At 68.7% G+C, this 13,620-nt stretch carries 13 protein-coding genes; 3 read left to right on the top strand and 10 right to left on the bottom strand.

Annotated elements, in window-relative coordinates:
* Positions 1 to 45 precede the first annotated feature (45 nt).
* A complete protein-coding gene (locus AC07YZ_RS22140) occupies positions 46 to 903 on the top strand; it encodes a hypothetical protein (protein WP_494796375.1) in 858 nt (285 codons plus the stop codon).
* On the opposite strand, the gene AC07YZ_RS22135 is transcribed toward AC07YZ_RS22140, so the two are convergent.
* The 6 genes from AC07YZ_RS22135 to AC07YZ_RS22110 form a co-directional block, all read right to left on the bottom strand.
* Complete coding sequence (locus AC07YZ_RS22135; RefSeq protein WP_226494701.1) at positions 897 to 1,730, bottom strand: shikimate dehydrogenase family protein; 834 nt, start codon at positions 1,728 to 1,730, stop codon at positions 897 to 899. The genes AC07YZ_RS22140 and AC07YZ_RS22135 overlap by 7 nt on opposite strands.
* Before the next feature lie 57 nt (positions 1,731 to 1,787).
* Positions 1,788 to 2,264, bottom strand: coding sequence for a type II 3-dehydroquinate dehydratase (aroQ, locus tag AC07YZ_RS22130; RefSeq protein ID WP_226492384.1), 477 nt, complete (start codon positions 2,262 to 2,264; stop codon positions 1,788 to 1,790).
* Positions 2,265 to 2,404: 140 nt separating this feature from the next.
* Entirely contained in the window at positions 2,405 to 3,403 is a 999-nt protein-coding gene (locus AC07YZ_RS22125; RefSeq protein WP_494796374.1) for a TRAP transporter substrate-binding protein, read from the bottom strand.
* Between the two features lie 96 nt (positions 3,404 to 3,499).
* Positions 3,500 to 4,780, bottom strand: coding sequence for a TRAP transporter large permease subunit (locus AC07YZ_RS22120; protein ID WP_226492386.1), 1,281 nt, complete (start codon positions 4,778 to 4,780; stop codon positions 3,500 to 3,502).
* 22 nt (positions 4,781 to 4,802) lie between these two features.
* A complete protein-coding gene (locus tag AC07YZ_RS22115; RefSeq protein ID WP_494796373.1) occupies positions 4,803 to 5,336 on the bottom strand; it encodes a TRAP transporter small permease in 534 nt (177 codons plus the stop codon).
* A 95-nt stretch (positions 5,337 to 5,431) separates the two neighbouring features.
* Positions 5,432 to 6,115, bottom strand: a complete 684-nt coding sequence (locus AC07YZ_RS22110) for a TetR/AcrR family transcriptional regulator (protein ID WP_226492388.1) — start codon at positions 6,113 to 6,115, stop codon at positions 5,432 to 5,434.
* Positions 6,116 to 6,266: 151 nt separating this feature from the next.
* Here AC07YZ_RS22110 and AC07YZ_RS22105 point away from each other — a divergent pair, with 151 nt between their 5' ends.
* Positions 6,267 to 7,301, top strand: a complete 1,035-nt coding sequence (locus AC07YZ_RS22105; RefSeq protein ID WP_494796372.1) for a DnaJ domain-containing protein — start codon at positions 6,267 to 6,269, stop codon at positions 7,299 to 7,301.
* A gap of 113 nt (positions 7,302 to 7,414) precedes the next feature.
* On the opposite strand, the gene AC07YZ_RS22100 is transcribed toward AC07YZ_RS22105, so the two are convergent.
* The 4 genes from AC07YZ_RS22100 to AC07YZ_RS22085 all read right to left on the bottom strand — a co-directional run bounded on the left by AC07YZ_RS22100 (position 7,415) and on the right by AC07YZ_RS22085 (position 12,733).
* Entirely contained in the window at positions 7,415 to 8,314 is a 900-nt protein-coding gene (locus tag AC07YZ_RS22100) for a DMT family transporter (protein WP_494796371.1), read from the bottom strand.
* Positions 8,315 to 8,410: 96 nt separating this feature from the next.
* Positions 8,411 to 10,375 (bottom strand): potassium transporter Kup, encoded by a 1,965-nt coding sequence (locus AC07YZ_RS22095; RefSeq protein WP_494796370.1) that lies wholly within the window; start codon positions 10,373 to 10,375, stop codon positions 8,411 to 8,413.
* 76 nt (positions 10,376 to 10,451) lie between these two features.
* On the bottom strand, positions 10,452 to 11,162 hold the full coding sequence (locus tag AC07YZ_RS22090; RefSeq protein ID WP_494796369.1) for a response regulator: 711 nt from the start codon (positions 11,160 to 11,162) through the stop codon (positions 10,452 to 10,454).
* Positions 11,159 to 12,733 carry a sensor histidine kinase gene (locus AC07YZ_RS22085; RefSeq protein ID WP_494796368.1) on the bottom strand — a complete coding sequence of 525 codons (1,575 nt, stop codon included), beginning with the start codon at positions 12,731 to 12,733 and terminating at the stop codon, positions 11,159 to 11,161. Before AC07YZ_RS22085 ends, AC07YZ_RS22090 begins: the two co-directional genes overlap by 4 nt.
* 183 nt (positions 12,734 to 12,916) lie before the next feature.
* On the opposite strand from AC07YZ_RS22085, the gene AC07YZ_RS22080 reads away from it, so the two are divergent.
* The gene (locus tag AC07YZ_RS22080; RefSeq protein WP_494796367.1) at positions 12,917 to 13,576 is read left to right on the top strand and encodes a glutathione S-transferase family protein; all 660 of its coding nucleotides are present in this window, start codon (positions 12,917 to 12,919) and stop codon (positions 13,574 to 13,576) included.
* The last annotated feature ends 44 nt before the right edge of the window (positions 13,577 to 13,620 follow it).

Below are 13,620 nucleotides of genomic sequence, written 5' to 3'. Positions count from 1 at the left end.
TTTCGCAGGGGCGCACGTGGCTTTTATTTCATCAACGGAGAACACATGGCGAGCGATTTGGACACGGTGCGGGTGCTGCGGGCATTGTTCAACGACATGCCCCGGGCGCCGCAGGGCCTCACGCACCTGGAAACCATGGCCTGGATCAAGCAGTCGATGGCCGACTTCGAAGGCGGGGACATGGCCTACACCATCGAACACATCACCCGCAACGCCATGCTCGACATCGTGCTGCGCATGCGCGAAGACGGTCCCCTGGCGGACGACGCGGCCTTTGACGAGATCGTGAACCTGATCTCGACCAAGGAAGGCCGCAGTGCCTTCATGGACCGGTGCATCCAGGCCCAGAAGAGCGGCGCCGCCACCGAACGCCTGCTTTCCCGTGTGCAGCGGCCCTGGACGGAGCCCGAGCCGCTGTTCGTGCCCGATCCGCAAGAGGTGCAGCGCTTCGTGGCCGCGCAGGCCAGCGGGCCGGGGCCGATGTTCGCCGAGTACGGTGCGCGCGAAGACGTGCGGCAGATCGGTGTGTTCGAGCAGCCACCCGAGCGGGTGCACGAGTTCGCCTGGGGCTTCGTGACCGAAGACCAGGGCGACTGGAATTTCTACCTTGCCGAGGTCTGGCGCCAGGGCACGGTGGGCTACTTCGAGCGTTTCCTGAGCGCGGTGCAGCTCGAAACCACGGGCCTGCCCGAAGGCCCGGCCGCCGCCTCGCCCATGCCGGCCAGCCTGGCGCTGGACGTGGGCATCGCCGCGTTCAGCAGCCTCACGCTGCACGGCGGCGACAGCCTGGCCGATCCGGCTGTGCGGCGCTGGGTCGGCGAGGTTTTCATCGCCGGGTTGCTGCCGCGCATGGCCGCGCGCGTGCTCGACGAGCGCTGCGAGTTTCCCGAACGCGTTCAGTAGCTCAGGCGCGCCAACGAGCGCAGCAGATCGGCGCTGGCGGTGGGCAGGCCGAAGAATTCCAGGTAGGCGGGGATCTGTTCGAACAGCATGTCGGTCCCGACCTGCACGCGGCAGCCGCGCGCCTGGGCCGCAGTGAGAAAGGCGGTCATCTCGGTCTTCATGACCACCTCGCCCACGAAGGTGCGCGCGTCCAGGCGCGACACGTCCAGCGGCAGCGGGTCGCCTTCTTTCATGCCCATGGGCGTGGCGTTGACCACCAGGTCGAAGCCAGCCGGGTCGTTGTGGCCGGTGGTCACGTCGATGGCCGGGTAGGCGGCCTTGAGGCGCTGGCCCAGGGCTTCGGCCGAGGCGGTGTTCACGTCGAACAGGGTGATGGCGCCGATGCCCGCGCCCGCCAGCGAGGCGGCGATGGCGCAGCCCACGCCACCACTGCCCACCACCAGCACACGAGCGCCGGCCAGCGCCAGGCCCTTGCGCACCACGCCGCGCACGAAGCCCGCGCCGTCGAACATGTCGCCCAGCAGGCGACCGTCTTCCAGGCGTTTGACCGCGTTGCAGGCGCCGGCCACGGTCACGTTGGGCGTGACTTCGTCGAGCAGGCCCACCGTCACCACCTTGTGCGGCATGGTGATGAGCGCGCCGCGGATGTTGGTGAGCGTGAACACCGACTTCAGGAACGCCGGGTAGTCCGCCGACCGGCAGCCCATGGGCACGACCACGGCGTTCACGCCCGCGTGCTCGAAGTACGGGTTGTAGATCATCGGCGACTTGAAGGTGTGGGTCGGGTAGCCGATGTGGGCGATGAGTTCGGTGTGGCCGTTGATCATGGTGAGGACGAGAGTCACCCCCGCCGCGCGGGCGGTGGGGTGGGGGAATGAAGGGGGTCAGGGCCTTCGGGTGGCCGCCGAGTTGACGAACTTGCGCACCAGGCCGTCCATGGCGATCAGGTAGCCGTCCACCCCGAAACCGACCACGATGCCGGCCGCCGCGGGCGACACCCAGGAGTGGTGTCGGAACGCCTCGCGGGCGTGCACGTTGGAGATGTGGCACTCGATCACGGGCAGCGGCTCCACGCCCTTGATGGCGTCGTGCAGCGCAACGGAGGTGTGGGTCAGCGCACCGGGGTTGATCACCACGCCCAGGGCCTTGCCCTCTTTGTAGAGCCGGCCGTACTCGTGGATCTTGTCCAGCAGCGCGCCCTCCCAGTTGCTCTGGAAGCACTCGACCTCGTAGCCGATCTGGGTGCCGTGGGCCTTGCAGAAGGCCTCCACATCGGCCAGCGTGGTGTGGCCGTACTGCGCGGGCTCGCGCGTGCCCAGCAGGTTGAGGTTGGGGCCGTTGAGGATGAGGATTTTTTTCATGGCATTTCAAGGTTGGCAACAAGAAGATTCGACCACACGAAGTGTCTCCTCCAGCAATCACGGTGGAACCGGCTTTGCCGGGCCACACGTGATGCCCCTTGAGGGGGTGACGCGCCCGAGGGCGCGGCGCAGGGGTGGGCTTACTTGCGTGCCTTGGCCAGCTCGGCCAGCAGTTCGTTGACCGTTGCCTCGCCCACGCTGGCGGCGTGTTTGGTGATCACCGGTTTCATCTTCTCGACCAGCTTGACCTGTTCGGCGGCGGGCAGCTCGGAGACGGTCATGCCCGCTTTCTTCAGGTTGTCCAGCGTGCTGGCGACCGACGCGCGGGCCTGGCTGCGCTGGAACTTGGCGGACTCCAGCACGGCCTCACCCACGATCTTCTTCTCGTCGGCCGACAGCGTGTCCCAGAACTTCTTGCTGATCACCACCGATTGCGGGTTGTACTGGTGGTTGGTCAGGGTCATGAACTTCTGCACTTCGTGCAGCTTGGCGCCCCAGATCGTGGCGACCGGGTTCTCCTGGCCGTCCACGGCTTTCTGCTCCAGCGCGGCGTACAGCTCGGGGAAGGGCAGGGGCGTGGGGTTGGCGTCCAGGGCCTTGACCCAGTCCACGTTGATCGGGTTGGGGATCACGCGCAGCTTCAGGCCGGCGATGTCCTCCACCTTGGTGATGGCGCGCTTGCTGTTGGTGATGTTGCGAAAGCCCAGCTCGTAGTAGCCCAGGCCGACCAGGCCCTTCTCTTCCAGCTTGGCGTGCAGCTTCTTGCCGAAGGGGCCGTCGACGACCGCGTCGGCTTCCTTGCCGTTGGCGAACATGAAGGGCAGGTCGAACACCGCGAAGTCCTTGACCTGGCTGGCGAAGATGCCCGAGTTCATCGACGCCATCTCCAGCGTGCCGCCCTGCAGGGCCGAGACGTTGGCTTGGTCGCTGCCCAGCTGGCCGCTGGGGAACACGTTGACCTTGATCTTGCCGCCCGACTTGGCCGCCACGATCTCGGCGAACTTCTCCATGCCCTGGACGATGGGGTGGCCCGCGGCGTTCTGGTTGGCGAACTTGATGACCTTGTCCTGGGCGGCGGCGATGCCGACGGCAGCCAGCGCTGCCGTGGCCACCAGGGTCTTGATGAACAGTCGTTTCATGGGATGTCTCCAGCTCTTCGGTTTGGGACGCGGTGGAAGAAAGCCCTTGCCGTGGCGTGCCCGTTCCGGGCAAGGGTGTGGAAATCGGATGTGGTCTCAGCCGTAGAACCAGCCCAGCGGCACCAGCACGATCTGAGGGAACAGCACCATCAGGAACATGAGGGCGAACTGGGCGATCATGAACGGCCACACGCCTCGGGTCACCTCGTCCATGCTCACCTTGCCGACGCCGGCCACGGTGTTGAGCACCGTGCCCACCGGGGGCGTGATCAGGCCGATGGCGTTGTTCATCACGAACAGCACGCCGAAATACACCGGGTCGATGCCCGCGGCCTTGACGATGGGCATCAGCACCGGGGTCAGGATCAGGATGGTGGGTGTCATGTCCATCGCGGTGCCGACGATGATCACCAGCACCATGATCGCGAACATCAGCAGGGTCGGGCTGTCCAGCAGCGGCTGCAGCAGCGCCACCAGTTGCATTGGCAGCTGGGCCACGGTGATCAGCCAGGCCGAGACCATGGCGCCGGCCACCAGGAACATGATCACCGAGGTGGTCTTGGCGGCGGCCAGGAACAGGCCGTAGAGCTGCGAGAGCCTGAGTTCGCGGTAGATCACCAGCGAGATGAACAGCGCGTAGACGGCGGCGACCACGGCGGCCTCGGTCGGCGTGAACACGCCGAACTTCAGGCCCACCACCACGATGATCGGCAGGCCCAGGGCCCAGACCGCGTCGCGCAGCGCGTGCATCACTTCGGCGCGGGTCTTGCGGGCCGGCGGCGTCACGTTCTCCTTGCGCGCCACCCACCACCAGGTGAAGCACAGCGCCACGCCCAGCAGCATGCCGGGCACGATGCCCGCCATGAACAGCTTGGAGATGGACACGTTGGCGGCGACGCCGAAGATCACGAAGCCGATCGAGGGCGGGATGATGGGGGCGATGATGGAGGCGGCGGACAGCAGGCCGGCCGAGCGCGCCTTGTCGTGACCGGCGGTGTGCATCATGGGCAGCAGCAGGGCGGCCAGGGCGGCGGCGTCGGCCACGGCCGAACCCGAGAGCGAGGCCATGATGACGGCGGCCATGATGGCCACGTAACCCAGGCCGCCGCGCACATGGCCGACCAGGGACATGGCGAAGGCCACGATGCGCTTGGACAGGCCGCCAGCGTTCATGATCTCGCCGGCCAGCATGAAGAAGGGCACGGCCAGCAGCGGGAAGCTGTTGGAGCCTTCGATCAGGTTCTGCGCCAGGATCTGCGCGTCGAACATGTTCAGGTGCCACATCAGGGCGGCGCCGCACAGCAGCAGCGAGAAAGAGATGGGCACGCCGATCATCATCGCGGCGATGAGCGAGCCCAGGAAGATGGCAATGGTCATGGGAGTTCTCTGGGGGCTCGGGTCAGGGGTGGGGGTCGCCGTGCGGCATGTCGTCCGATTCGCGGATGCCGATCAGCTCGCTCTCGGCCATCTGGCCGCTGAGCAGGCGCCACAGGTTGAGCAGCAGCACGGGGGCTCCCAGCACCGCGAACACCACGCCGCTGGCGTAGAAGTAGCCCATGGAGGTTTCCATCACGGCACTGGTCGAGCCCCAGTTGATCTTGGTCTGCTCCAGCGAGCCCTGGAAGATCAGCCAGCAGATGAACAGCATCAGCAGCAGCGACAGGCCGAGGCAGGCCTTCTGGCCGGCCACCGGCAGGCGCGAGATCAGCGAATCGGTGCCCAGGTGGGCGCGTTCGTTGAGCGCGATCACGGCGCCCATGAAGGTCATCCACACGAACAGCCAGCGCGAGAGTTCTTCGGAGAGGGTGATGCCGGAGTTGAAGCCGTAGCGCATGACGACGTTGCCGAACACCATGAGCACCATCGCGGCGAGCGAAAGCACCATGAGAGCGCCCAGCAGGCGGCAATAGCCGTTGATGTATTTCTGGACCAAGGAACTGTCTCCTGAATCGTTGGAATCAATAATGTACGAACTGGTTAGTTTTTGGTGATCGGTGGAAACCCTAATCTGGAGGCCGCGCAGGGGGCTCAGTTTTTGACGAAGCGGACCACCATGTCGACGATCGAGGCGCGGCGCAGCGTGGCCACGGTGGGCGAGGCGAAGTCCCGCTTGAAGATCAGGCCGAAGGTGTGGCGGTTGGAGACGTTGAAGAACGACAGCGCCGAGATCGAGGCGTGGATGTCGATCGGGTCCAGGCCGGCGCGGAAGATGCCTTGTTCGACGCCGCGCGCGTAGAGCTTTTCGATCGCCGAGATGGCCTTGAGGTTGAGCGCCTGGATACTTTTGCTCTGGGCCAGGAACTGGCCGCGGTTGATGTTTTCAGAGACCACCATGCGGATGTAGGGCTCGTTGCCCGCGTGGTGGTCGAAAGTGAATTCAACCAGCCGGCGCAGCGCGGCCTCGGGCTCCAGGTCGTCGAGGTTCAGTTCGGCCTCGGTCGCCCGGACCCGGCGGTAAGCCTCTTCCAGGGCGGCCAGGTACAGACCTTCCTTGCTCTGGAAGTAGTAGTAGATCATGCGCTTGGAGGTGTGCGTCTCGTCGGCGATTTCGTCGATCCGCGCGCCCGCCAGACCCTTCTCGGCGAACTCATTCATCGCCACCTCGAGGATGTTGGCCATGGTGCGTTCGGGGTCGTTGGTGCGCGTGGGCGCCTTGGCCGCGAGCGGCTTCGCACGAACGGTCTGCCCGCGAGAATGTACTGGTTCGTTCATTTTTCCAGTATAGGGTCAACGGCTGCGGATGGCGCGCGTGCAAAGCCGGTGATGGGCTCAAAAACCAGGGAGTTGCCGTGGTTTATACGGGTTTGCCCTTACGATCCGCCCTTGTCTTTGCCCCGCTGTCCTGCCCGGACGGCCCCATGCCATGCCCTCAGCCACCGCTCACGCTTTTGCGTCGGCATTCTCAAAACGGCCCGTCGAGTCGCCACCCGAACGATGGAGCGGGCGGCTCGACCCGGACGGCTTCAAGCGCCCCGGGGGCCTGCTGATCGCGGCCCTGATGCAGGCCGCGGCGGAGCAGGACCTGTCGCTGGGCGAGCTGGCCACCACCCTGGGCGTGAGCTACTGGAGCCTGAGCCAGTTGCGCATCGGCTTTCGGCCCATCGAATCGCTGGACGACGACGTGGCGCAGGCCAGCGCCGCGTTTCTGGACCTGCCGCCCTTGACCATCGAGATGCTGGCGGGGCTGGCCGATCCTGCCGAGGCCCTGGCTTCGATGCCGCTGACGGGCGAGGACCTCTGGCATGCGCGCCAGCTGCTGGACACCGAGCCGGCCGAGCTGGTGCTGCTGCCCCCGCCCAACCGCATGCGGCCCCTGCAGTCTCTGAGCGTGGACGAGCTGGCCGCGCTGTACCAAGAGCACGGCCGCAACGCGTCGGTGTGCGAGGCGGTGCGCGTGGAGCTGGGGTGCCGACCGTTGTCGAAGACCGAGCGCCTGCGGGCCACGCTCGGCGGACAGGCCGCCGCCAGCGCCACGCCGCAGGCCACCGCACCGCAGCCGCCCATCCTGCGCTGCGTGAGCTGCCACAAGCGCCTGCGCATTCCCCTGCTGGAGGGGCCTGGCGAAGTGAGCTGCCCGACCTGCCAGACCGAGTACGCGGTGCACTGGCAGGCTTCGGTGTGCCTGGTGCAACGCATCGAGGCGCCACAGGCCGAGAGCGCCAGCGACGATGGCGACGAGGCGGCGGAGCCGGGCAGCGAGGCCGAAACATCGCCCTGGGCCGTGCTGGGCCTGGACGAGAACAGCCCCTGGGACGCCGTGGAGCGCGCCCGGCGCACGATGCTGCAGCAATACCACCCAGACCGCCTCGGCCATGTGCCGCCGCTGGTGCACAAGCTCGCTGAAAACGCATTCAAGCGCGTGAACGAGGCCTACGACACGCTCCGTTCGCGGCGCTAGCGCGCAAGGAGGCGGAGAACCACCGCCTCGACATCGTCGCCGCCCGACCCCTGACCCGCAACCCATCACACCGTCGGTGGCCACGGCGGCCCCCTGGCGATCGGAACACCTGCTCAGGGCGCGGGTGTCTCCGGCGCGGGCACGACCTTGCCGCGCAACGGGTTGAACCCCGTCACCAACGCGGTCGCCAGCAGCACCAGCGCACCGCCCGCGAAGATGCCGGGCGAGACCGCTTCGCCCAGGAACAGGTGGCCCCAGGTGACGCCGAACACCGGGATCAGGAAGGCCGGGCTCATGGCCGCCACCGGCGACACGTGGCGGATGATGCGCAGGTGCACCCAATACGCCAGGCCCGAGGTGATCACACCCAGCACCAGCATCGCGCCCAGCGCGGTGGGCGTGAACCGCGCCTGCGGCAGCGCCCACAGCGCGCCGGGCAACACCAGCACCAGTGACGCCAGGTGGATGCCCGCCGCGATCGCCAGCGGCTGCATGCGCGTGGTGGCGCGTTTCATGAGCGGTGTGGAGAAGCCATAGCAGGCCGCTGCCGTGATGCAGGCCAGCGCCGCGGCCAGGGTCGCCGCGTCGGGCCGCACCGGCCCGAGCCGCACGATCAGCGCCACGCCCGCGAAACCACACAGGCAGCCCAGCAGCTTGCGCGCTGTGAGCGTGTCTTCCTTGAACCAGGCCGAGGCCAGCGTGCCGAACAGCACGGCGGTGGTGTTGAGCAGGGCGCTGTAGCCAGCGGGCAGGCGCAGCGCGGCCCAGGCGTAGAGCAGGAAGGGCACCGCCACCGAGAGCACGCCGAGCACCAGCAGCTCGCGCGCGTGTTGCCAGGGCCAATGGTGGTTGCGCCACCGCATGATGAGCGCCAGCGTGAGCGTTGCGAGCCCCACGCGCCCGCCCGCAAGCACCAGCGGCCCGAGCAGTGGGCTGGCGATGCGCAGGAACAGGAAGGAAGCGCCCCAGAGCGCGGACAGGCCGATGAGTTGGGCGAAATGGCGGGTTTGCACTGGGGCTATTGTGCGGGGCTTCGCGTGGCCCGGCTGTCCGCTGCGGCGCAGAGGTGACAGGCGCCGCGCATGCCCGGCGCCTGTCACCGCGGGCCGTCAGATCTGCACCCGCGTGCCCAGCTCCACCACGGCGTTGCCGGGCAGGCGGAAGAACTCCACCACGCCGCCAGCGTTCTGGCTCATGGTGGCGAACAGGTGTTCGCGCCAGCCGGCCATGCCCGCGCCGGGCGCGGGCACCACCGTTTCCCGGCTCAGGAAATAGGTGGTCTCGAACAGCGGGATCGGCAGGCCCTGGGCCTGGGCGAGTTCCAGCGCCTTGGGCACGTCGGGCGTGTTCATGAAGCCGAAATTGACCGTGATGCGCCAGAAACCGTGGCCCAGCGGCGCGATGTCCAGCCGGCGTTCCATCGGCACCCAGGGCACGTCGTGGAACACCACCGTCAGGATCACGTTGCGCTCGTGCAGCACCTGGTTGTGCTTGAGGTTGTGCAGCAGGGCCTGCGGCACGGTGCTCGGGTCGGCCACGGCGTAGACCGCGGTGCGCTCCGCGCGGTTCATGCTGCGTGGGTCCAGCCCCTCGATGAAGGGCTGCAGCTCCAGGCCGTCGCTGCGCAGGCTCTGCATGAGCAAGGCCCGCCCGCGCAGCCAGGTGCTCATCAACACGAAGATCAGCAGGCCCAGCGCCAGCGGGAACCAGCCGCCGTCCAGGAACTTGATGGCACAGCCCGCCACCAGCAGTGCGTCAACCGCCAGAAAGAAGGCGGTGGCCCCGATGGCCAGCGGCGCGGGCAGGCGCCAGCCGTCGCGCACCACGAAGAAGGTGAGCACGGTGGTGATCATCATGGTCAGCGTGACGGCGATGCCGTAGGCACTGGCCAGCGCCGACGAACTGCCGAAAAACAGCACCACGGCCACCACACCGGCCAGCAGCACCCAGTTGACCGCCGGCATGTAGATCTGGCCGACCTCGCGCGCCGAGGTGTAGCGCACCGTCATGCGCGGCAGAAAGCCCAGCAGGATGGCTTGCTTGGTCATGGAGTAGGCGCCCGAGATCACGGCCTGCGAGGCGATGATGGCCGCCAGCGTGGCCAGCACCAGCGCGGGCAGCACCCAGGCCTCGGGGAACATGCGGTAGAACGGGTTCTGGATGGCCGTGGGGTCGCTCATCAGCAGCGCGCCCTGGCCCAGGTAGTTCAGCATCAGGCCGGGGAAGACCACGAAGGTCCAGGCCAGCTGGATCGGCCGCCGGCCGAAGTGCCCCATGTCGGCGTACAGCGCTTCGGCGCCGGTGATGGCCAGCACGATGGCGCCCACGGCGGCGAACAGGTGCCAGCCACGGCTGGCCAGGAACGTGTAGGCGTGCAAGGGGTTGAGCGCGGTCAAGATGGCCGGCTGCTGCGCGATCTGCAGCGCGCCGGTGAAGCCCAGCACCACGAACCACAGCACGATGATGGGGCCGAAGAACCGGCCCACGAAGGCGGTGCCCCGGCGCTGGATCAGGAACAGGCCCACCAGGATGGCCAGCGTGAAGGGCACCACGTAGGACTTGAGCGCGGGCGTGACCAGCTCCAGCCCCTCCATGGCGCCCAGCACCGAGATCGCCGGGGTGATCACGCTGTCGCCATAGAACAGCGTGGCGCCAAACATGCCCAGCAGCAACAGGCCGCCGCGCAGGGCGGGGCGGCTCTGCACGGCCTTGGCGGCCAGCGCGGTGAGCGCCAGGCCACCGCCCTCGCCGTGGTTGTCGGCGCGCAGGATCAGGATCACGTACTTGAGCGTGACCACCAGCATCAGCGCCCAGAAGATCACCGAGACGGCGCCAATCAGGTGTTGCGCGTCCAGCGGCACGCCGGTGTGCGGCGCGAAGATTTCCTTGATGGTGTAGAGCGGGCTGGTGCCGATGTCGCCGTACACCACGCCGATGGCGCCCAGGGTGAGCGCGGCCAGGCCCTGTTTGCGTGTGGCGGCGGAACCGCGGGGGCCGCTGGTTTCGGCGGGTTCGTCGAGCCGTTGCGGGCTGGCTGCCGGGGAGCCGATGGGGGAGGCGGGGGATGTCGTCATGAAGGCTTCCATGGTTCAGAAGCCTGGACGATGGCGCAGCGCGCATCAGGATCGCATAAGTGCCGCGCGTTTCGGGTCAGTCGTCGGCCTGCGCGTCCGCCATGCGGTAGCCCACGCCGGGCTCGGTCAGCAGGTGCCTGGGCTCGGCGCTGTCGTCTTCCAGCTTGGCGCGCAGCTGCCCCATGTACAGGCGCAGGTAGTGCGTCTGCTCGGTGTGTTCGGCGCCCCACACGTCGGCCAGCAACTGCCGGTGCGTGACCACCTGGCCGGCCTGGCGCACCAGGCGCGCCAGCAGCTTGAATTCGGTGGGTGTGAGGTGCACCTCGTGCCCGTCGCGGCGCACGCGCCGGCTCGCCAGGTCGATGTCCAGCCCGCCCTGGCGGTAGCTCAACACCGCCGGCTGGCTGTGGCGCCCGCGGTGGCGCAGGGCCACGCGCATGCGCGCCAGCAGCTCGCCGATGCCGAAGGGCTTCACCAGGTAGTCGTCGGCGCCGCCGTCGAGCAGGCGGATTTTCTGGCCCTCGGCCTCGCGCGCCGAGATCACGATCACCGGCGCCGTGGACTGGCGCCGCAGCTCGTTCAGGAAGGGCTCGCCGTCGCCGTCGGGCAGGCCCAGGTCGAGCAGCACCAGGTCGGGCGCGGCGCCCCGCTCGGCGTGCTGGAGCAGGGCGCGCGCGTCGGCCAGGCTGGCGGCGGCCTGCACCGCGTAGCCCTCCACCGAGAGCGCTTCGCGCAGGATGGCGCGCAGTTCGCGGTCGTCTTCCACCAGCAGGATGCGCTCACTCATGTCGGGTTGTCTCCGTCTCCGGGCGGTGGGTCTTGCAGCTCGCGCAGGGGCAGCAGGCAGTCGAAGCGGCAGCCGCCGTGCTGGCGCGGGCTCAGCCGCAGTTCACCGCCGTGCGCCCGGGCAATGGCGCGGCAGACCGCCAGCCCCACGCCCGCGCCCTGGCGGCTCGCCTCCACCGAGGCGGCGCGGCTGGCCTCGTCGCCGCGCTGAAACACCTCGAACACCCGCTCGCGCCAGGCCGGCGCGATGCCCGGCCCGCGGTCGCACACGCTCAGGCAGGCCTGGGCTTCGCGGCGCTGCACCCGCAGTTCCACCGCCGAGCCTTCGGGGCTGTACTTGAGCGCGTTGTCCAGCAGGTTGTCGAGCAACTGCGACACCAGCATCGCGTCGCACCACAGCAGTGGCATCTCGGGCTCGATCCAGGCTTTCACGCGCGCGCCCTCGGGGCGGCGGCGCGCGCGGCGCAGCACCGCGCCCACGATCTCCTCGGCCGACTCCCAGTCGCAGCGCAGCTGCACCGAAGGCATGTCCAGCCGCGCGAGCTGCAGGGTGTTGTCGGTCAGGCGGCTCAGGCGCTCGGCCTCTTCCACGATGCCACCCGCCAGCCGGCGGCGCTGTTCCAGGTCGAGCCGCTCGGCCTGGTCGTGCAGGGCCGAGGCGGCGCCCATGATGGTGGCCAACGGGGTGCGGTAGTCGTGCGAAATGGCGGCCAGCAACGCGTTGCGCGTGGCCTGCAGCTGGGCCTGTTCGCGAGCGCGCTGCTCCTGCTGGCCCATCAGCGAGCGGTGCAGGGCGCCCCCCATCTGGTCGCACAGCGCCTGCAGGTGGGGCCGCAGCTCGGGGCCGGCGCCGCGCGCCTCCATGCCGCCCAGCACGGCCGCGCCCAGCGTCACGCCGCGCCCGCGCAGGGGCAGGTACCAGTCGCTCAGTTCGTCGTAGCGGCCGGTGCCCGCGCCCATGGGCCGGCCGTCGCGGATGCACAAGGCCAGGCCGGCGCGCTGGTCGTCCGTCACCGCGCCCACCTGCAGCGTGGACTGGTCTTCCGGCTGGGCGCCCAGGCCGCGCAGCACCGCCACCGCCACCGGCACCCGCGCGGCCTCTTGCAGCGCCGCGTGCAGCGCGCTGGCGTGGGCGGCCGGGTCCACCGCGTCGCGCAGCGTGTCGCCCCAGGTGCGCAGCCGGGCCTCGCGCTTGGCCACCAGGCTGGCGGCCTCGGCCAGGTGCCGCTGGCGCACCACCAGACCCGAGATGATCCAGTTGACCGCCAGCATCGCCAGCAAGAGCAGGGCGTGTTGGTGCAGGTCCACCGTGAAGGTGTAGCGCGGTGGCACGAAGCTCCAGTTGAAGCCGACCACCGCCAGCGCGCTGGCCAGGGCGCTGGCCCAGCCGGGCCACCACAGCGAGGCGATGGCCGAGGTGAGCATCAGCACCATGGCCAGGTTGGCCAGGTCCAGGTGCTGGTCGAGCACCAGCATGAGCGCCCAGCCGGTCAGCCAGGTCAGCCAGGGCCACAGGGCCGCCCGGCGCGGCGCGGGTGGGTGGCCTTCTTCAAGGGGGTTGGTGGGGTTCATGGTGGGCAAGCCTAGCGGCGGGGCCATCAGGAAAGCATAAGGCTGCGGGGCCGCCCTTGGTCGGCCGCGGCGCCACGGCCCGCACACGCAGGCACTCGGCGCCCGGTCTGGCCGGGCGCCGGGAGGCCCTGTAAAGTGCCATCGCTGGCAGATTCCCAGCGATGGCAATCGAGAGGTCTCACCATGTCGCTCGCGCTCTACGGTCACCCCTTTTCCTCGTACACGCAAAAAGCGCTCGTCGCGCTGTACGAAAACGGCACACTCTTCGAATTCCGCTGCATCGGGCCCGACACGCCCGAACACGCCGCCGAGTGGCTGCGACGCTGGCCCATGGCCCGGTTCCCGCTGCTGCTGGACGGTGAACGCCAGATCGTGGAGACCAGCCTCGCCATCGAATACCTGCAGCTCGCCCACCCCGGGCCGGTGCGCCTGCTGCCCGCCGACCCGATGGCCGCGCTGGACGTGCGCTTTCTCGACCGCTTCTTCGACCTGTATGTGATGAGCGCCATGCAACTGGCCGTGGACTGCGCGCTCAAGCGCTACCCGATGACCGTCGAAGAAGGGCGGGCCATTGCCAGCGAACGGCTGGAGCGCGCCTACGCCTGGCTCGAAGGGCATCTGGCCGGCAAGACCTGGGCCGCGGGTGAAGCCTTCACCCTGGCCGACTGCGCCGCCGCGCCCTCGCTGTTCTACGCGGACTGGGTGCACCCGATCCCCGAAACCACCCCCGTGCTGCGCGCCTACCGCACACGCCTGCTGGCCCGCCCATCGTTCGCCCGCGCGGTGGAAGAAGCGCGGCCGTTCCGACCGCTCTTTCCGCTGGGCGCGCCGGATCGGGATTGACGGGCTGAGTGGGCTGGTTCTGAGGGGGCTGGGTGGGCTTGGGC

This window comes from Hydrogenophaga sp. GW101-3F08 (assembly GCF_059424585.1).
The sequence above is the reverse complement of the archived record's forward strand: the minus strand, read 5'-3'. Positions and strand labels throughout refer to the sequence as shown.